Source organism: Seohaeicola zhoushanensis (assembly GCF_014656415.1).
Lineage (GTDB): Bacteria > Pseudomonadota > Alphaproteobacteria > Rhodobacterales > Rhodobacteraceae > Seohaeicola_A > Seohaeicola_A zhoushanensis.
In genome coordinates, this window is sequence record NZ_BNCJ01000008.1 from 59,984 (window position 1) to 77,484 (window position 17,501).

Annotated in this window: 18 protein-coding genes; 8 read left to right on the plus strand and 10 right to left on the minus strand. The window is 66.4% G+C overall.

Going from position 1 to position 17,501, the window contains the following annotated elements; all coding sequences use genetic code 11:
• The first annotated feature begins 154 nt into the window (after positions 1 to 154).
• Positions 155 to 1,381 (plus strand): glutamate carboxypeptidase, encoded by a 1,227-nt coding sequence (locus IE266_RS14510; protein ID WP_189680820.1) that lies wholly within the window; start codon positions 155 to 157, stop codon positions 1,379 to 1,381.
• A gap of 245 nt (positions 1,382 to 1,626) precedes the next feature.
• Here IE266_RS14510 and IE266_RS14515 read toward each other — a convergent pair whose 3' ends face one another.
• Together IE266_RS14515 and ilvC are read right to left on the minus strand one after the other, a co-directional pair.
• Entirely contained in the window at positions 1,627 to 3,234 is a 1,608-nt protein-coding gene (locus tag IE266_RS14515) for an OpgD/OpgG family glucan biosynthesis protein (protein WP_229864130.1), read from the minus strand.
• 200 nt (positions 3,235 to 3,434) lie between these two features.
• Positions 3,435 to 4,457: a ketol-acid reductoisomerase gene (ilvC, locus tag IE266_RS14520; protein WP_189680822.1), complete on the minus strand. Its 1,023-nt coding sequence runs from the start codon at positions 4,455 to 4,457 to the stop codon at positions 3,435 to 3,437.
• A 131-nt stretch (positions 4,458 to 4,588) separates the two neighbouring features.
• Here ilvC and IE266_RS14525 point away from each other — a divergent pair, with 131 nt between their 5' ends.
• The 3 genes from IE266_RS14525 to IE266_RS14535 all read left to right on the plus strand — a co-directional run bounded on the left by IE266_RS14525 (position 4,589) and on the right by IE266_RS14535 (position 6,692).
• Positions 4,589 to 5,044: an Lrp/AsnC family transcriptional regulator gene (locus IE266_RS14525; RefSeq protein ID WP_189680933.1), complete on the plus strand. Its 456-nt coding sequence runs from the start codon at positions 4,589 to 4,591 to the stop codon at positions 5,042 to 5,044.
• Positions 5,041 to 5,499 (plus strand): Lrp/AsnC family transcriptional regulator, encoded by a 459-nt coding sequence (locus IE266_RS14530; RefSeq protein ID WP_189680823.1) that lies wholly within the window; start codon positions 5,041 to 5,043, stop codon positions 5,497 to 5,499. Before IE266_RS14525 ends, IE266_RS14530 begins: the two co-directional genes overlap by 4 nt.
• A gap of 65 nt (positions 5,500 to 5,564) precedes the next feature.
• Positions 5,565 to 6,692: an aminotransferase class V-fold PLP-dependent enzyme gene (locus tag IE266_RS14535; protein WP_189680824.1), complete on the plus strand. Its 1,128-nt coding sequence runs from the start codon at positions 5,565 to 5,567 to the stop codon at positions 6,690 to 6,692.
• Here the strand turns inward: IE266_RS14535 and IE266_RS14540 are convergent.
• Both IE266_RS14540 and IE266_RS14545 read right to left on the minus strand, forming a co-directional pair.
• On the minus strand, positions 6,680 to 7,372 hold the full coding sequence (locus tag IE266_RS14540) for a M50 family metallopeptidase (protein ID WP_189680825.1): 693 nt from the start codon (positions 7,370 to 7,372) through the stop codon (positions 6,680 to 6,682). The two genes, IE266_RS14535 and IE266_RS14540, sit on opposite strands and share 13 nt — an antisense overlap.
• Positions 7,372 to 8,568, minus strand: a complete 1,197-nt coding sequence (locus IE266_RS14545) for a UbiH/UbiF family hydroxylase (RefSeq protein WP_189680826.1) — start codon at positions 8,566 to 8,568, stop codon at positions 7,372 to 7,374. Before IE266_RS14545 ends, IE266_RS14540 begins: the two co-directional genes overlap by 1 nt.
• A 157-nt stretch (positions 8,569 to 8,725) precedes the next feature.
• Here IE266_RS14545 and IE266_RS14550 point away from each other — a divergent pair, with 157 nt between their 5' ends.
• Together IE266_RS14550 and IE266_RS14555 are read left to right on the plus strand one after the other, a co-directional pair.
• Positions 8,726 to 9,133 (plus strand): c-type cytochrome, encoded by a 408-nt coding sequence (locus IE266_RS14550; RefSeq protein ID WP_189680827.1) that lies wholly within the window; start codon positions 8,726 to 8,728, stop codon positions 9,131 to 9,133.
• A 15-nt stretch (positions 9,134 to 9,148) separates the two neighbouring features.
• Complete coding sequence (locus IE266_RS14555; RefSeq protein WP_308434597.1) at positions 9,149 to 9,547, plus strand: c-type cytochrome; 399 nt, start codon at positions 9,149 to 9,151, stop codon at positions 9,545 to 9,547.
• Positions 9,548 to 9,550: 3 nt separating this feature from the next.
• Here IE266_RS14555 and IE266_RS14560 read toward each other — a convergent pair whose 3' ends face one another.
• From IE266_RS14560 to IE266_RS14580, 5 genes are all read right to left on the minus strand, one after another.
• Complete coding sequence (locus IE266_RS14560; RefSeq protein ID WP_189680828.1) at positions 9,551 to 10,240, minus strand: eCIS core domain-containing protein; 690 nt, start codon at positions 10,238 to 10,240, stop codon at positions 9,551 to 9,553.
• 65 nt (positions 10,241 to 10,305) lie between these two features.
• On the minus strand, positions 10,306 to 10,968 hold the full coding sequence (locus IE266_RS14565; RefSeq protein WP_189680829.1) for a DNA-3-methyladenine glycosylase I: 663 nt from the start codon (positions 10,966 to 10,968) through the stop codon (positions 10,306 to 10,308).
• A 64-nt stretch (positions 10,969 to 11,032) separates the two neighbouring features.
• The gene (locus tag IE266_RS14570; protein ID WP_189680830.1) at positions 11,033 to 11,437 is read right to left on the minus strand and encodes a PaaI family thioesterase; all 405 of its coding nucleotides are present in this window, start codon (positions 11,435 to 11,437) and stop codon (positions 11,033 to 11,035) included.
• Between the two features lie 65 nt (positions 11,438 to 11,502).
• Positions 11,503 to 12,033, minus strand: a complete 531-nt coding sequence (locus IE266_RS14575) for a hypothetical protein (RefSeq protein ID WP_189680831.1) — start codon at positions 12,031 to 12,033, stop codon at positions 11,503 to 11,505.
• A gap of 195 nt (positions 12,034 to 12,228) precedes the next feature.
• Positions 12,229 to 13,023 (minus strand): hypothetical protein, encoded by a 795-nt coding sequence (locus tag IE266_RS14580; protein WP_229864131.1) that lies wholly within the window; start codon positions 13,021 to 13,023, stop codon positions 12,229 to 12,231.
• A gap of 89 nt (positions 13,024 to 13,112) precedes the next feature.
• On the opposite strand from IE266_RS14580, the gene IE266_RS14585 reads away from it, so the two are divergent.
• Both IE266_RS14585 and IE266_RS14590 read left to right on the plus strand, forming a co-directional pair.
• A complete protein-coding gene (locus tag IE266_RS14585; protein ID WP_189680832.1) occupies positions 13,113 to 13,985 on the plus strand; it encodes a glycosyltransferase family protein in 873 nt (290 codons plus the stop codon).
• Positions 13,986 to 14,484: 499 nt separating this feature from the next.
• Complete coding sequence (locus IE266_RS14590; RefSeq protein WP_189680833.1) at positions 14,485 to 16,782, plus strand: Hint domain-containing protein; 2,298 nt, start codon at positions 14,485 to 14,487, stop codon at positions 16,780 to 16,782.
• 89 nt (positions 16,783 to 16,871) lie between these two features.
• On the opposite strand, the gene IE266_RS14595 is transcribed toward IE266_RS14590, so the two are convergent.
• The gene (locus IE266_RS14595) at positions 16,872 to 17,471 is read right to left on the minus strand and encodes a nucleotidyltransferase family protein (protein ID WP_189680834.1); all 600 of its coding nucleotides are present in this window, start codon (positions 17,469 to 17,471) and stop codon (positions 16,872 to 16,874) included.
• Positions 17,472 to 17,501 lie beyond the last annotated feature (30 nt).

Consider the following 17,501-nt stretch of genomic DNA (forward strand, 5'->3'; position numbering starts at 1 on the left):
TGGCCCCGTGCCGAATGCCACCACGACATCGCCTCGCTTCGGGCTATTGCCGAGACCCGTTTTGTGACAAGCTCTGCCTGTCGCTCCTGCTTCCATCCTTGCCCCGCAAACGAATGGAGAATCCATGGCGCACCGATCGCTTCCAAGACTTCTCTTGGCATCCCTCCTGCTTGCCGTCTCCCCGGCACTCGCACTGGCCGAGCGCAATCAGGCGCTCGCCGATGCTTCCGAACGGGCGGCGGCAGAGGCGCTTGAAACGGTAAAGGTGCTGGCCGCCATCGAATCCGGCAGCGGCGATGCCGAAGGTCTGGCGAAAATGGCCGAGACCCTGGACGCGCGGCTCAGGACCCTCGGCTTCGAGGTCCGCCGCGAGGCCTCGGCTTTCGACGTGAAGGCCGACACCCTCGTTGCGACGCAGACGGGGCCGGGAACCAAACGCATCATGCTCATGGCGCATATGGATACGGTGTTTCCGCCCGGCACGCTTGCCACCATGCCGCTCCGGCAGGACGGCCAGCGCCTCTACGGTCCCGGCGTCGTTGACGCGAAAGGCGGTATCGCGGTGATCCTGCACGGGCTGGCGGCGCTGCACGAGGTCGGCTGGAACGACTACGCCTCCCTCACCGTCCTCTTCAACCCCGATGAGGAGACCGGCTCGGCCGGCTCCGGCCCGCTGATCTCCTCGCTTGCATCCGGAATGGACGCGGTCCTCTCCTTCGAGATCGGCGGCAGCATGGCGCGCGGCTTCGGCTGGGTCCTGGCCGGAACCGCCTCCTATGCGCAGGTCACGATGGAGGTGAAGGGCCTTGCGGCCCATGCCGGAGCAGACCCCGACAAGGGTCGGAACGCGGTTCTGGAACTGGCCTACCAACTGCTGCAGACGGCGGATGTGGCCAATGCCGTTCCTGGCGCGCAGCTCAACTGGACCAACGTGAAGGCCGATCAGGCCTTCAACCAGATCCCGGACCGCGCCGTCGCCATCGGCGACGCCCGTATCACCGAGGAGGGGGCCGAGGCTCTCCTGCTCAAGGCGCTGCAGGACAGGGTGGCCGAGGGCCGCCGGATACCGGACACCGAGACAACCGTCTCGCTCGAAATCCTGCGCCCCGGTTTCCGGGCCAACGCCAGGTCGACGGCGGCGGCGGGGCTGGTCTCGAAGGTGCGCTCCGAGGTCTCGCCGAAACAGATATACTACGTCCCCATGGCCAAGGGCGCGACCGACGCCGGATATGCCGCCGTCTCGGACGAGGTGATCGTCCTCGAAGGCCTCGGGCCCTGGGGCGCGGATATCCACGGGGCGGGGGAATACCTCGACATCGACTCGCTGATGCCGACGATCTACCAGTTCGGGCGGATGATGATGGAACTTGGCAGGATGTGACGGGCCGCCGGGCCGATCCCGGAACACGGGTGTGGCGGCAGATCCTCAACGGGTTTCGGAGCCGAATTTGCGCCTTGATTGCGGTGTCGAGAGTGGCTTCCGCAAAGGTTCCAGGCGGCGAAAAAGTGGGCCTGAATTAGGCGCGGCAACAGTGTCCTAGATTCACTCCCGACGTTTTATCAATGGTTTCAATAACATGACCCCCCGTCCTAGCTGGGACGCTTCCGCGCCCCAGCCGGAGAGGCTCAATTCGAGGCCGCCCGCGCCGCCCCCGACAGGCCGAAGAGGCCCGGATGCACTTGGCCCAGCCAGGTCTCCGTAAGCGGCATGCCCTCCCGGTCGAGATAGGCCCGCACATCCAGCGTGTCTGCATCGGTCTTCAGCTTCAGATCGAAGCTCAGCCGCCAGTCGTCGGTCCCCACGATCGGCCGCGCCGCGGCCCGCAGCACCTCGACCCCGGCGCCGGCGCTGACCATCGGCTTCACCCCGTCCGCCGCGCCCAAGCCCTCGAGCACCGCGCCCGAGAAATCGATCTGCACCTTCAACTCGTCCGTCGGCCGCGGCTGCCCCGGCACGCCGCCCCGCCCGTAGCGGGTCGCCACCGTATGCGCCAGCGCCCCCACGTCCGGCTGCCCCGAGCCCCAGACCTGCCGGTAGCCGATCTCCAGCGCCTCACCCGCCGCCGGCAGCTTCGCCGGCAGCCAGTAGGCGACGATATTGTCATAGATCTCGTCATCGGTCGGGATCTCGACCAGCTGCACCTGTCCCGGCCCCCAGTCGCCCCGCGGCTCGATCCAGACCGAGGCCCGCTTGTTGTAGAAGACCCCGTCGTCCTGATAGTTCGCAAAGCTCCGGTCGCGCTGCATCAACCCAAACCCGCGCGGGTTGGCATCCATGAAGCTCGACGTCACCACCCGGTCGGGGTTCGCCAAGGGCCGCCAGATCCGCTCGCCGCCGCCGGTCAGCATGGCCAGCCCGTCGGAATCATGCACCTCCGGCCGCCAGTCGAAGGCGAGGTTCCGGTTGGTCTCGGAATACCAGTACATCGAGGTCATCGGCGCGATCCCCAGCCGTTCCACCCCGTTGCGGAAGAACAGCGTGGCGCTGACCTCGATCACCTGCCCGTCGCCGTTCGCCGCGTCGAACCGATAGGCGCCGGTCACGCTCGGTCCGTCAAGCAGCGCATAGATCGTCGCCGCCGCCCCGTTCTCGCCGGCGGCGATGTAGAACTCGGTGAAGCGCGGGAACTCCTCGGGCTGCGCCATCCCGGTGTTGATCGCCAGGCCTCGCACCGACATGCCATACTGCTTCTCGGCCCCGTCGGTCCGGTAATATGAGGCGCCCAAGAACGAGATCCAGTCGGTCTTCAGATCCGGCCGCATCACCCGGAAGCCGGCAAAGGCGGCGTGGTCCTCGATCTTCTTCGCCGGGCTGTCCTCGGGCATGTCGAAGAACGAGGCGCTGTAGCGCACCTCGCGGGCCTCGTTGCCGCTTACCATGCTGATCCGCACCGGATCGCGCGAATACCGGTTCATGTGGAAGAACTGCACCGGCGCCTCGGGCCCGGCCATGATGGTGTGATCCTTGCGGAACTGGATCTTCCAATGCGCATCGTAGTCGATCGCATCGAGCGCCGCCGGATCGGCGATGACCGGCGCGACGTGGGGCTGGCCGGCCAGATCGCGGGCGCGGGCCTTCAGCCAGTCCAGCGAGAAGGGCTGCGCGGGGCCGTATTCGATCCGGACCTCGGCGGCAGGGGCTGTCTGAGCAGCCAGCGGCGCGGCGGCAAGCAGGATGAAGGCGCAGGCGGCGGTAAGGCCGCGCAGCAAGGAGAAAACGGATGGGAAGGACAAGGGAGGCTCCGGAAAACCGATTCGCGCAAAGGTCATATGTCATTTCTTAAATCCGCGCGATGGGCCACGTAGGGGCGCATCATCGCAGGGCAGTGCCTTGCGCAGTGAACCGGCATTCTGCGCGGCCCCCCGCCGCCAAAACGCAAAACGGCGGGAGCATCGCTCCCGCCGTTCCGCCATTCGCTTCCGTGCGGAAGGGATCAGTTCTTGGCCTTGTCGACCATCTTGCCCTTGGTGATCCAGGGCATCATGGCGCGCAGCTTCTCGCCGACGGCTTCGATCTGGTGCTCGTCGTGGATCCGGCGGGTCGCCTTGAAGTAGGGCTGGCCCACGGCGTTTTCCTGCATGAAGTCACGCACGAACTTGCCGGTCTGGATGTCGCTCAGAACCGCCTTCATCCGTGCCTTGGTCTCTTCGTAGGGCAGGATGCGCGGGCCCGAAACGTATTCGCCGTATTCGGCGGTGTTCGAGATCGAGTAGTTCATGTTCGCGATGCCGCCTTCATAGATCAGGTCGACGATCAGCTTCACCTCGTGGAGGCACTCGAAATAGGCCATCTCCGGGGCGTAACCGGCTTCGACCAGGGTTTCGAAGCCCATGCGGATCAGTTCGACCAGGCCGCCGCAGAGCACGGCTTGCTCGCCGAAGAGGTCGGTTTCGCACTCTTCGCGGAAGTTTGTCTCGATGATGCCCGAGCGGCCGCCGCCGATGGCGGAGCAGTAGGACAGGCCGATTTCCAGTGCGCGGCCCGAGGCGTCGTTATGCACGGCCACGAGGCAGGGCACGCCGCCGCCCTTGGTGTATTCGCCGCGCACGGTGTGGCCGGGGCCCTTGGGCGCCATCATGATGACGTCGACGCCGGCGGGCGCCTCGATCAGGCCGAAGTGCACGTTCAGGCCGTGGGCGAAGGCAATCGCCGCGCCTTCACGGATGTTGTCCTTGACGTATTTCTTGTAGGTGTCGGCCTGCAGTTCGTCGGGCATGGTGAACATGATGAGGTCGGCCCAGGCGGCAGCCTCGGCAATGCCCATGACCTTCAGGCCTTCGCCTTCGGCCTTCTTGGCCGAGGGGGAGCCTTCGCGCAGTGCGACGACAAGGTTCTTGGCGCCCGAATCCCGCAGGTTCAGCGCGTGGGCGTGGCCCTGGCTGCCATAGCCGAGGATCGCCACTTTCTTGTCCTTGATGAGGTTGATGTCGCAGTCACGATCATAATAGACGCGCATGTTCCTGTCCTTCCTTGAGTTGACCTGCGCAGTTCTAGCGATGCCCGGCGCATAATGCGATTGCGGTTTGCGGGAGTCTTTGCGATGGAGGGGAAAGATCATTCCTCCAGGATGGGAAATGTGAAATGATCATTCTCGACGACGTCGACCGCCGTATCCTGCGCCATTTCCAGGCCGAGCCGGCCCTGGCAACCGCCGACCTGGCCGAACGGGCCGGCGTGACGGCAGCCACCTGCTGGCGCCGCCTCGACCGGATGCGCTCGGAAGGGGTGATCCTGGCCGAAGAGGCGGTGATCGACTGGAGCGCGCTTGGCTATACGCTCGAGGTCAGCCTGCGCTTTACCATCGACAAGGACCAGCCGCGCGCCTTCGACGAATTCATCGCCGCCGCGCGCGAGGTGCCCGAGGTGCTGGAAATCCAGACCTTCCTCGGCCTCGTCGACGTGCGCCTCTCGGTGATCGCGCGCGACCTGCGCCACTACCAGGAGGTCTACCGCGAGCGCATCCTGACGCTGCCCCATATCGCCGATGTCGAGGCGCTGATGCATATCGCGCGGATCAAGACCGACGAGGTGCTGCCGCTGTGATGGATCTGGACGAGATCGACCGCATGATCCTGCGGGCGCTGGCGCAGGATGCGACCCAGACCGCCGGGGCGCTGGGGCGCCGGTTCGGGCTGTCGCAGCCGGCGACCTGGCGGCGGGTCAAGCGGCTGGAGGAGGGCGGGGCGATCAAGGGCCGCCGGCTGCGCCTCAATGCCGAGGCGCTGGGGTTCGGGGTGACGGTCTTCCTCGGCATCAAGCTCTCGCGCAAGGGCCGGGCCAGCTTTGCCGACTTTGAGCGCACGGTCAGCGCTATCCCCGAAGTGCAGACGGTCGAACATGTGTTGGGCCGCTTCGACTTTCGCCTGCGGGTGGTGGCGCGCGACCTGGCCGACTTCGAGCGCGTGCTGCGGCGGCGCATCATGACGCTCCCCGGCGCGGGCGAGATCGAGGCCAATGTGCTCTTGTCCGAAGAACGACGGCCCGGCCCGATCGGCTGAACGGGAAATTGCGCCCCGGCGCATCAGGCGCTAAGCCTTGGGCCAACCGCACCCAGGAGGAAGCCATGCCCGCTCTGCTCAACACCGTCGACCCCGAGGGGCTCGAGGAATTCTCGGTCGTCTTCACCGATCGCTCGCTCAACCACATGAGCCAGACTTTCCAGCAGGTTATGCGGGACATCTCGGCCATGCTGAAAGAGGTCTACAACGCCGATGCGGTGGCCGTGGTCCCCGGCGGCGGCACCTATGCGATGGAGGCGGTGGCCCGCCAGTTCGCCCGCGGCGCCAGAGTGCTCGTGGTGCGCAACGGCTGGTTCTCCTATCGCTGGAGCCAGATCGTCGAGACCGGCGGCATCGCGGCCAGCGCCACGGTGATGAAGGCCCGTCCCACCGGCAACGCCTCGCCGTCGCCCTTCGCACCCGCGCCGATCGACGAGGTCGTCGCGGCGATCCGCGAACAGAAGCCCGAGGTGGTCTTTGCGCCCCATGTCGAGACGGCGGCCGGGGTGATCCTGCCCGATGACTATATCCGCGCGCTCTCGGCCGCGGCGCATGAGGTGGGCGCGCTGATGGTGCTCGACTGCATCGCCTCGGGCTGCGCCTGGGTCGACATGAAGACCACCGGAGTCGACGTGCTGATCTCGGCCCCGCAGAAGGGCTGGAGCGCCTCTCCCAGCGCGGGCCTGGTGATGCTCTCGGAACGCGGCGCGGCCCGGCTGGAAGAGACGACCTCGGACAGCTTTGCAATCGACCTCAGGAAATGGCGCTCGATCATGGCGGCCTACGAAGGCGGCGGCCACTCCTATCACGCGACCATGCCGACCGACGCGCTGCGCGCCTTCCGTGACACCATGATCGAGACCAAGGATTACGGCTTCGACCGCCTGCGCGAGGCCCAGTGGAAACTGGGCGACGGCGTGCGCGCCATCCTCAAGGCCAAGGGCGTGGTCTCGGTCGCGGCCGAGGGCTTCGGCGCGCCCGGCGTCGTGGTCAGCTATACCACCGACCCGGAGATCCAGAACGGCAAGAAGTTCGCCGCGCTGGGTATGCAGATCGCCGCCGGCGTGCCGCTGCAATGCGACGAGGGCCCGGATTTCCGCACCTTCCGGCTGGGCCTCTTCGGGCTCGACAAGCTCTTTGACGTCGATGCCACCCTGGCGCGGCTCAAGCGGGTGATCGATCAGGTGCTCTGACCGCGCCGGAAGTTGCTGCTCGCCCCGAGCCCGTAGCGCAGGCAGAGGGCGATGACACCCAGCGAGATGACCAGCCAGAGGCCGCCCCAGAACAGGGTCGGCCCGCCGAACTCCTGCGCCAGCATCCAGGCGTCGGATTGCAGGTGGGCGCGGGCGATGGTGTCGGAGAAGATATCGTAGGGCACATAGATCATGCTGGCGAGACCGATCACCCGCAGGACCAGGTCGCAGGCATCGCGGGGCAGATAGCGCGCGGCGGCCAGCATGGCCGCGCCGGTGGCAATGCCGAAGGCCAGTGCGAAGAGGTCGCGCACGTAGATCAGACTGACGGCCAGCAGTAGCGCGCCCAGAAAGGCCAGCAGGGCGCGGTCGAGATGGGTTCGGACCGCGATGACAAACAGCGCCACGCCGATCAGCAGCGAGCCGAGATAACCGGCGCTCAGTGTGACAAAGCGGTTGCCTCCCCGCGAGATCACCATGCCGCCCTGGTCGGGGCTGAGCGTCAGGCTCTCGACGCTGCCGCCGGTCAGCAGCGTGGCCAGGGCGTGCGAGACCTCGTGCAGGAAGACCACCAGCAGCTTCAGCGGCATCACCACCGGGGTGCGCCAGAGCGCGAAGATCACCACCACCAGCGCCAGCAGATGCCAGTGCCCCGCCAGGAAGGCCCCGGCGCGGCGCATCAGCTGACCCCGAGCCCCATGCGCATCAACGTGTGGCGCACCGGCGCCAGACCGTAGAGCGCGTTCAGCCCGGCCGCGCGGGCATCGCGCAGCGGCTGCTGCGCGGCCATCGAGGCGCGGTTCAACAGGTCGATGCCGCGCACCCGCAGGCGGATGTCGTTGATCCGGGCGTCGTGATAGGCGTCCAGCATCGTGGCATCGCCCAGCCGGTCGGGGTTGGCCTGAGCCAGGTCGAGCAGGGCGCGCAGATCGGCCAGCGACATGTTCAGCCCCTGCGCCCCGATCGGCGGCACCACATGGGCCGCCTCGGCAATCAGCGCGATGCGCTCGCCCGAAAGCCGGTCGGCATGTTGCAGGATGATCGGCCAGACCGTGCGCCGCGAGGCCAGCGTCAGCGGCCCGAACAGCGCGCAGGAGCGTTCGGTCATCGCCGCCTCGAAAGCCGGCACGTCCAGCGCCGCTAGGTCCAGCACGCGCGGGCCGCGCTCCATCCAGACCACGGCCGAGGAGGGCTTGCCCTGGTAGTCAGGCAGCGGCACCAGCGTGAAGGGCCCGCCCGAGCGGTGGATCTCGGTCGAGACATTGCGGTGCGGCTCGGGGTGAGTGACGGCAAAGGCCAGCGCCTTCTGGCCATAGCGCGAGGTGGTGACGCCGATCCCGGCGGCCTGCCGCATGGGCGAGTCGCGGCCGTCGGCGGCCACTACCAGCCGGGCGGTGACGCGGCCCCCGTCCGAGAGCGTCACGCGGGCCTCGGCGGTGCGGGTGAACAGTGCCCTGGCCGCGGTGCCGGGACGGAAATCGACGTTCGGCAGGGTGGCGAGATGGGCGACCAGCTCGCGCCGCAGCAACCAGTTGGGCAGGTTCCAGCCGAAAGGCTGGTCCGAGATGTCGGCGGCGTCGAACTCCTTGACGATGCGGGGCTCGGCGACCTCACCCCCGGCATCGACGATCCGCATGATCTGCAAGGGTTCGGCGTGGGGGGCAAAGCGAACCCAGAGGCCGCAGGCCTCCAACAGGCCGCGCGCTGGTTGCAGGATCGCGGTGGTGCGCAAGTCGGACCCTTCGGCATCGCGCGAGGTGACGGGCGGGGCAGGGTCGACGCAGATCACCCGGAACCCCGCGGCGCCGAAAGCGGCTGCCGCGGTCAGGCCGGCGACCCCGCCGCCGGAAATCAGTATATCGCAGGACTCGGTCATCGGCGCCTCATTCGTTCGGACCCGACCCTATGCACAAGCGGCGGCGATGGCCAAGCGGCATCCTGTCCCGGCCGGGCGCCGTTGATCTCGATCATGGATTGGCCCACAATCGGCGTCAAAGCTGGGGTGGGGCACCCGGGCCAGTCAGGAGGCGAAAATGAGCGTGCGATTCGGAGTTGCGGCGGTATGCATGGTGGTGGCGACGGCGCTGTCGGCGTCGGCGCAGGATGCCAAGCTGGGCGAGGAGCTGTTCCTGTCCCATTGCGCCACCTGTCACGGGCTGGATGCCGACGGCAAGGGGCCAATGGCCGGGGTGCTGACGATCAAGCCGGTCGACCTGACGCGGCTGACGGCGACAAACAACGGCACTTTCCCGACCGCCCGCGTGGTGGCGCGCATCGACGGGCGCGATCCGCTGGTGAGCCACGGCTCTCCGATGCCGGTCTATGGCTATTTCTTCGAGGGCAACGATACCGCCCTTAAGACGCCGGCGGGGCAACCGATCCTGACCAGCAAGCCGATCGTCGACCTGGTCGCTTATATCGAATCTCTGCAAGTCAACTGAGTGGGACAGAATAGAATGAACTGGATGGTGTGGAGCGCCCTGCCGTTGACTGCCCTCGTGGCTGCCTGCGTGGCCGAGGCAATGCCGGAGCCGACCGAAGGCGAGGTGTTGTTCCGCGAGAACTGCACCTCCTGTCACGGCAATGACGCGCGCGGCGGCATCCTGGTGGGGCGCAAGAAGGCGCCCGACCTGACGTCGATCACCGCGCGCTACGACGGTGTCTTCCCGCGCGCCCATGTGATGTCGCAGATCGACGGCTATGGCCGGGGCAAGCTGCCCGCCGAGCTGATGCCGGAATTCGGCGCGTTGCTGTCGGGCGAACAGGTGCCGGTCGAGGTCGACGGCGTGATGACCCCGACGCCGCGTTCGCTGGCGGCGCTGCTGTTCTACCTGGAAAGCATCCAGGGCAGCTGAGCCCTAATCGCAGATCCCGTCCAGTTCGGCGTCCTTCCACGGCAGGAAGACGTCGCGCTCTCGTTTGCCGTTCTTCGGCAGGTCCGAGACCGGCAGGTTGGCGCTCAGCATCTCGTGCAGGCGCTTGGTGCGGGCGGCATCGGGCGCCAGCGCGCGGCAGCAGACATATTCCTCCATGATCGAACCCTGCTGTTCAAAGCCGAAGTCGAGCAGGTCGGGCGAGGTATCGAGCGAGAACAGGTAGGGATCGGGCGACCGCCCGTGCTCGGCGGCGGCGCGCAGCGGGCTGTAGCCTGTGCGGTCGCGGTTCTGCCATTGCCAGACATGCACCAGCTCGTGCCCGAGCAGCATGGCGGCGGTCAGGCTCATCCGGTCGGGATAGCCGCGCAGGTAGTCGTCGGTGTACCAGTCGCGGGCGAAGAAGACCGTGTTGAACAGGGTCACGGCGGCGGGCTTCGCGGTGACGATGGCCTCCTTGACCGGCGGCAGGATCAACTCGCGGCAGGTCACGCGCGGGCGCGGCTTGCGGTGGAAGGTCACTGGCCCGACCGGCGCGCCATCGACAAGGCGAATTCGTTTGGCGTTCAGCTGGTCCCCCATGATCGCGGCGGCAAAGGCGCGTTCGTTCACGGTGAGCGGGCGGCCGCAGGCGGCCAGCGCGAGGACAGAGCAGAGCAGCAGGCGCAGGATCATGGCGCGAGCCTAGCCTCGGGATCGTCGGACCGGAAGAGCGGGCAGATCACGGTGCGGGCGTTCCTTCACAGGCTCATCGCCAGCACGCGGCTGATCTCGGTCAGAGAGCGGCCCGACTGCTCCATCCAGGTGTTGAACGCGCCCTGCACGGCCTTCATCGACGATTTCGACCCTGCGGGCTTGTCGATCACCCCCTCGGCGATCAGCCGGGCGGTGACGTCCTGCGACAGGATGAAACTGTCGCGCCCCGAGAACCGCATGGCATATTGCCCGGTGGTCCCGCCCAGGCGCGCGGCGCGGGTCCTCAGCAGGTCGAGCAGCCCGATGTAATCGCTCGAGGGCCAGCCGCCCAGCACCTTGCCCGCGCCGCCCTGGTCGCGCAGCTCCAGAAGGAAGGCGGCGTTGTCGCGCACGGCGGCGATCTTGGTGCCGTTGCGCACAATCCGGGTGTCCTGCAGCAGTGCGTCAAAGGTCGCATCATCCATCAGCGCGCTGCGGCCGACGTCGAAGCCCTGGAAGGCGGCTTCGAAGCCGTCCCACTTGGCCTCGATGACCTTCCAGTTGAAGCCGGCCTGGAAGATGCATTTCGTAATGGTCGCGAGCCAGCGGTCTTCCGGAACTTTGGCCAGTTCCGCCGCCGGTGTGGGCTTTGACAGCTTGGCGTTCAGCGCATCCGCGCCGCCGTGGCGGCTGGCGGAGATGGCGAAGATCTCGTCGAAATGGCGCATGTCGTGGCCCTCCCGCCGGCCATGCTGCCGCAATGGAGCGCCATTGCAAGCCCTGTCGTGCGTCTCAGGCCGCGTAGAACGAGGCGGTGGCGGTGGCGACCAGCTTGCCGCTGTCGGCCTCGCTCATCTCGGCCCGGGTGAAGACCAGCGCCTTGCCCGCCCGCACCACCTCGGCGCGGCAGAGGATGGCGCTGCCGGTGCCGGGGCGCAGGAACTGGGTGTGCAGGTCGGTGGTGGCGAAGGGACGGAAGCCGCCGGCATTGGCGACAGCCGCCAGAACCATCGCGGTATCGGCCAGCGCCGCCAGCGCCTGGCCCGAGACGATGCCGCCGACCCGGATCAGCTGCGGCCCGATCGGCATACGCACGACCACATGGTCGGCGCCGACCTCCTCGACCTGCGGATCCAGCGCGCGCACCCAGTCGGCGAAGTATTTCTCGAGCAGCTCATGCGCGTCCTGCGGCGTCATCCGGTCATCCTCTCCCTGGAACCCGCCCCAAGAGGTGGCGCGAGCGGCGGCAAAAGGCAATCGTTTCATTGCTGAGCGGTGATGGTACTCGAGTGCTGGCGCTGGCAGTCGAGCACCGCGTCGAAGGCCCGGCGCGATCCGCGCAGGGGGAAGCGGCCAAGCTCGGTGTCGGCATAGGCCCAGGTCATCCGCGTCTCGCGGCGGAACTCGGCCAGCAGCTGGCGCGACTTTTCGCCCTCGGCGCCCAGCAGGATGTTCAGGCCGGGGGCGCCATCCATGAAGACCCCGGTCATTTCGAGTGTCCAGGCCGGCCGGTGGCCGAAGGCGACAGTGACGGGATAGATCGCGCCGGTCTCGATCGAGGTCCAGCGTTCATCGAGCAGGGTGATGTCCAGCGCCTTGACGCCGTCGCGGGTGTCATAGCCGATGAACATGTTGGTCTTGCCCCAGCGGGTGAAGGCGAGGCAACCGCCGGTGGCCGGGTAATAGGAGATGTCCCACTCGCCCACGACCGTCCAGCGGGCGGGCTGGGCGGTTGCGGGAAGTGCAGTGGCAAGCAGCACCACAGTCATGGCGAAACGCAGGAAACAGGCCATGAAGCCCTCGTGAACGAACCGGGGGCAAAAGATGGCGAGAAAGCGGCAAACGGCCCAGAAGATTCGAGGTCCGGGCAGGAGGATGCCGTTGAATTTTGAGAAAGTCTTTTATTTACAGTTATTTGTGTTGTAGGTGAAAATCCGGAACTGTCGCCGAAATGACAACGGAACGTGGGTTCTTCGCGGGACTGTCGATCAGCTGGTCGTGACGTCGCCCCGGTAGCGATAGCCAAGCCGCGCCTCGAGCTCGAGGTCGAGCTGGCTGATCATGAAGGCGCGGTCGGCTTCGGAGAACCGGTCCGGCGTCATCGGTCGCACCGGGATCGCCGGTTTGAACTTGGCGCCCAGCCGCTTGTTCACGCCTTTGAACGGCGCGGTGCGGGCCGGCAGTCCAAGCGCGGCCAGCAGGCGGTTGGTCATGGCCTCGGGTTCGGCCTGCAGCGCCTCCAAACGCACCAACGCCATGGTGCAGTCGCGGTTCAGGTAGGTCAGCAGCCCGGTCAGCTTGCTGCGGCGCAGGGCGAAGAGGTTTGCGCAGATCTTTCCCGTCAGCGGGTCGCGGTCGGCCTGCAGGGGCTGGCCCACCAGGCCGCTCTTGGCTTCGAAATAGCGGGCGCGGTCGACGATGCTGGTCCAGGGCGCGCGCAGGAAGGCCGAGAAGCCCAGTTCCTGCAGGGCAGGGGTCGCATGCCACGGCTTGGAATGCATCGAGCGCGCCCAGTCCTCGGCGTGGCGCACCAGGCAGATCACCGCGACATCGGCGGGGATCGCAAGGGCCGAGGGATGGCCATGCTTCCATCCCGCAGCCTCGGTGCTTTCCATCGTCGAATTGCGCGACAGCAGGCGCGAAAGGTAGTTGGTGCCCGAAGACCGCTCGCCCAGCACCTGGAACCGTTTCGGAACCGGGCCTGTGCGGCGGATCAGAAGGCCGGTCTGGGCAAAGTCATCGGGCAGCAGGGCCGGGTTCCTTCGGTTATGGTGCGCCGGCAACGTTTGCCGGCACAGGGAAAATGATGGATTCTCTTATACCTGTCGCAACGGTAAGCATAAGGCAAAACAGGGGCGAGAGGCAGACAGCGATGCAGACAGCGGCCGCGCTGACCATGGTGCGCGATGACGCGTTCTTCCTGAAGGCCTGGCTGCACCACTACGGCGGGCTGTTCGGGCGCGAGAACTGCTACGTGGTGAACCATGGCCGGGGCGAGGAAGTGGCGCGGCTGGCCGAGGGCTGCAACGTCATCGGCATTCCCGGCGACCACCACAAGAACTTCGACATGAAGCGCTGGCGGATGCTGAACAATTTCGTCATGGGCCTGCGCTGCTACTATACCCATGTCGTCGTCGGCGACGTGGACGAGTTGGTCGTCCTCGACCCCGAGGCCGGCACCGACCTGAAGACCTGGCTCGAAGGGCAGCCCAACGACCGTGTGCTGACGCCGCTGGGGCTCGAGGTGATCCACCGCATCGACATCGAGCCCGAGCCGGTTGCCGAGCGGGTGCTGGGCCCGCGGATGCACGTCCGCCATGCGCCGCATTACTCCAAGCCCTGTGTCGTCTCGGCTGGAACCAAGATCGCGCGCGGCGGGCACTTCACCCAGTATGACAAGCTGCACACGCCCGAGCATCTCTATCTGCTGCATCTCAAATACTGCGATTTCACCGCCTATGCCGAGGCGATGAACCGGCGCAACGCCGTGACCGAGGCCATCGGGGGAACGATCAAGGAAACCGCCATCGGCCGCCATTGGTTCGCCGAGGCGCGGGGAGAGGACCGGGCGGTATTCGAGGGCTTTGCCAGGCTGGCAATGCAGGAGGGCTTTGCGATGGGGCCGCTGCGCAAGCGTATGCACCGCACCTGGAAGGCGCGCGGCACGACCGGCTACTGGGCTTTCGAGCGGCCTGAGACCGATACGCAATACCGGCTGCCCGAGCGCTTCTCCGGGCTCGTCTGAGACGGCTCGAATCGATTCGGAGTTTGCTTGGGTGTTTGGTCGCCATCCTGCAAATTCCGGCTTGAATCGGGTGAAGCCGGGCGACATTCGCACGTTTACGGTTGGATTGTTGATGATCCGATGTGCAAATGTGGCGATATTATGGCGCAACCATGGCGTGTGAAAGGCGACGCCCGTCGACGGGTTTATGTTTCCGTTTTCGCAACAAGAGCGAGGCCGCCCGGTCGCGAATTTTGAAAAACGGCCTGCTTTCAGCGCCTTGTGGTTGGCCTCTGAACACTGGTGTTCCGGATGTCGAAACAATCCGCGGCAACGCCAGGATGGGCGGTTCATACGGCGCTGTCCAGCCAACGGGCCGACCCGACGAAACCCAAAATTAAAAAAATTGCCCGATGGTCCGTCCCCGGTATTGATGAAGGGGTCGAACGGCCTCTCGCGGGACCGAACGTCCTTGTTTTCCGTGGTGCGAATGTGCCCGGCGGTACCCCTGGAGTGACCTATGACGGTGTCGAACAACTGCGGTCCGGATGACAAAGACCAGCCCGATGGCGTGGTCGAAGGCACCGCTGGCAACGACATCATCGACGTCGCCTATACCGGCGATCCCGAGGGCGACCGGATCGACAACAACGACGCCATCCTGCCGGGCGAGGCGCCCAACGACGATATCGTCGACGCCGGGGCCGGCAACGACCGGATCTACGCCGGCAAGGGCGACGATACGGTCTATGCCGGCAGCGGCGACGATCACGTCGAAGGCGGCGCGGGCGATGACGTCATCTATGGCGACAGCAACCTGCACCACAAGGATGCCGACAGCTTTGCGAAATGGCCGCAGGATATCTCGAACGTCGTCTTCTACTATGACCGCGACGGCGACGGGGTCATCGACTACTCGGTCAAGGTCGACGGCTTCCCGTCCTCGGGCAGCTCCAAGTTCATCGGCAACGACCTCGACAAGTATTACAACCAGCTGAACAGCTTCATCCTCGAGAGTGACCCGAACCTGGACGCGACGACGACCGTGATCGGTGTCTCGATCAAGGGCGGGACCCAGCCGACCCGCTTCTACGCGGTCGAGGGCAATACCAACGGGCCGGCCCCGGATGCCGGCCCGACGATGAACACCGGGCCCGGCAACGACCGGGTGCTGCAGTATGGCGATTTCTACAAGACCTACGATCCCGCGAACGACGGGGTGATCGACAACGGCGCGCCGGGCAATGACACGCTGCACGGCGGCGATGGCGACGACACCATCTATGGCGAGGATGGCGACGACAAGCTGTTCGGCGAGGATGGCAACGACCGGCTCTATGGCGGCAACGGGTCTGACTATGTCGATGGCGGCGCGGGTGATGACTATATCGACACCTCGGGCGACAAGGGACTGCCTGACCGCGGCTTCCCCTCGTACAACGGATTTCCGGCGGTTCCGGCCGATGGGAATATCTACAACGATCGCGATATCGTCTATGGCGGCGCCGGCAACGACACCATCCTGACCGGCGACGACAAGGACTACATCGACGGCGGCTCTGGCAATGACACCATCGACGGCGGCCTCGACGACGACACCATCCTTGGCGGCAGCGGCAACGACTATATCATCGGCGGCGAAGGTTCGGACGTCATCGACGGCGGTGACGGCGACGACACGATCTATGGCGGTCTCGGCCCCGATCTGCCCGATGCCTTCAACATCCGCGACGATGGATCCGACGGCCCGGCCGACCCGGTGACCGACAACGGCCGCGACGTGATCCACGGTGGCGCCGGCAACGACCACATCTACGGCCAGGACGATGACGACGTTCTGTATGGCGACGAGGGAGACGACTATATCGACGGCGGCATCGACGACGATCGCATCTTCGGCGGCAGCGGCAATGACACGCTGCTGGGAGGGCAGGGCGACGACCTGATCGACGGTGGTGAAGGCGCGGACTGGATGGAGGGCGGCGACGACCGCGACACCTTCGTCAACGTCAATGCGGGCGACACCGTGCATGGCGGTGCCGGTTATTCGCTGAGCTACGACGACGACTTCGACACGCTGGATCTGACCGGCTCGGCGGGTGACGGGGCCTTCAAGCTGCACATCACCGGGCCGGACAGTGACGGCAACGGCGTCGACGGCTACGTCGACTACTTCGACAAGGACGGCAATGCCACCGGCACGCTGACCTTCACCAATATCGAACGGATCGTGCCCTGTTTCACGCCCGGCACGCTGATCGCCACGCCGCGCGGCGAGCAGGCGGTCGAGACGCTGAAGGTCGGCGACCGGATCATCACCCGCGACAACGGCATTCAACGCATCCGCTGGATCGGCCAGCGCAGCCTGAGTGGCGCCGAACTGTCGCGCAACAGCCACCTACAGCCGGTGCGCATCCGCAAAGGTGCGCTGGGTGGTGGCCTGCCCGAGCGCGACATGCTGGTCAGCCCCAACCACCGCGTGCTGGTCGCCAGTGACAAGACCGCGCTCTACTTCGAGGAAAGCGAAGTGCTGGTGGCCGCCAAGCATCTGACCGGGCTGAGTGGGGTGGATGTGATCGAGGCGCGCGAGGTCACCTATATCCACTTCATGTTCGACCAGCACGAGGTGGTGCTGTCGGATGGCGCTTGGACGGAGAGCTTCCAGCCGGGCGATCAGAGCCTGATGGGGCTCGGCAATGCGCAGCGCAACGAGATCTACGAGCTGTTCCCCGATCTGAAGACGCGCTCGGGTCTCGCCGCCTATCAGTCGGCCCGCCGTTCACTCAAACGGCACGAGGCGCAGCTATTGGTGCACTGACCCGGATATTCAAGGAATATGCAGCCCCGCGCGCCCCTGTGGCGAGATGGGACGAGAACGGGGTGGCGGGGGCCGCCCCGTTCCTGTTTTCAGCGCCCGGCGCGCCAGGCGGCCCAATCCTCGGGTGTGTCGAGGTCGAGGCGTGCGTGTTGGCCAGGCAGCGGGACGAGTTGAACCCGTGTGCCAGCCTGTGCCACCACCTCGCGGCCGCCGCCGTCGCCGGTGAGGTTGGCGAAAGCCGGGAACAGTGCGGCGGTGAAGACGATCGGATGGCCCGGCTTGTCGTCCTCGGTCGAACCGCGCCATATCAGGGTTTCAGATGTTAGGTCAACGGCTTGTGCGACGACGTTAAGGTCTCTCTCCGTGAGCTCGGGAAGGTCGGCAAGCATCAGCATGGCCGCCGGTGCATCTGGCGGCAGCGCCGCAAACGCCTGGCGCAGCGAGGCGTTCATGCCTTCGCTGGCGTCCGGGACGGGGATCGGTTTGACGTCCAGTCCCGAGAGCGCCGCGTACCGCGGATGCGGCGGCGGTGGCAGGGCGACGAGCACCGGCCCCGTGGTCACGCCGCGCGCGCGGGCGGCCTGACGGCGCAGCAGAGGCTGGCCGTCGACGATCTCCAGCAGCTTGTCGGTCCCGCGCATACGCGACGAGGCGCCTGCGGCCAGAAGGATGATGGGCAGGTCGGTCATGGCCAAGAGCTATCGGCGCGGTGCCCGTCT

Bases quoted from the DNA above. Each gene is read 5' to 3' on its own strand.
- ilvC (WP_189680822.1), bottom strand. From the start codon at position 4,457: ATGCGCGTCTATTATGATCGTGACTGCGACATCAACCTCATCAAGGAC.
- IE266_RS14535 (WP_189680824.1), top strand. From the start codon at position 5,565: ATGCCCGCTCTGCTCAACACCGTCGACCCCGAGGGGCTCGAGGAATTC.
- IE266_RS14540 (WP_189680825.1), bottom strand. From the start codon at position 7,372: ATGCGCCGCGCCGGGGCCTTCCTGGCGGGGCACTGGCATCTGCTGGCG.
- IE266_RS14545 (WP_189680826.1), bottom strand. From the start codon at position 8,568: ATGACCGAGTCCTGCGATATACTGATTTCCGGCGGCGGGGTCGCCGGC.
- IE266_RS14550 (WP_189680827.1), top strand. From the start codon at position 8,726: ATGAGCGTGCGATTCGGAGTTGCGGCGGTATGCATGGTGGTGGCGACG.
- IE266_RS14555 (WP_308434597.1), top strand. From the start codon at position 9,149: ATGAACTGGATGGTGTGGAGCGCCCTGCCGTTGACTGCCCTCGTGGCT.
- IE266_RS14560 (WP_189680828.1), bottom strand. From the start codon at position 10,240: ATGATCCTGCGCCTGCTGCTCTGCTCTGTCCTCGCGCTGGCCGCCTGC.
- IE266_RS14565 (WP_189680829.1), bottom strand. From the start codon at position 10,968: ATGCGCCATTTCGACGAGATCTTCGCCATCTCCGCCAGCCGCCACGGC.
- IE266_RS14570 (WP_189680830.1), bottom strand. From the start codon at position 11,437: ATGACGCCGCAGGACGCGCATGAGCTGCTCGAGAAATACTTCGCCGAC.
- IE266_RS14575 (WP_189680831.1), bottom strand. From the start codon at position 12,033: ATGGCCTGTTTCCTGCGTTTCGCCATGACTGTGGTGCTGCTTGCCACT.
- IE266_RS14585 (WP_189680832.1), top strand. From the start codon at position 13,113: ATGCAGACAGCGGCCGCGCTGACCATGGTGCGCGATGACGCGTTCTTC.
- IE266_RS14590 (WP_189680833.1), top strand. From the start codon at position 14,485: ATGACGGTGTCGAACAACTGCGGTCCGGATGACAAAGACCAGCCCGAT.
- IE266_RS14595 (WP_189680834.1), bottom strand. From the start codon at position 17,471: ATGACCGACCTGCCCATCATCCTTCTGGCCGCAGGCGCCTCGTCGCGT.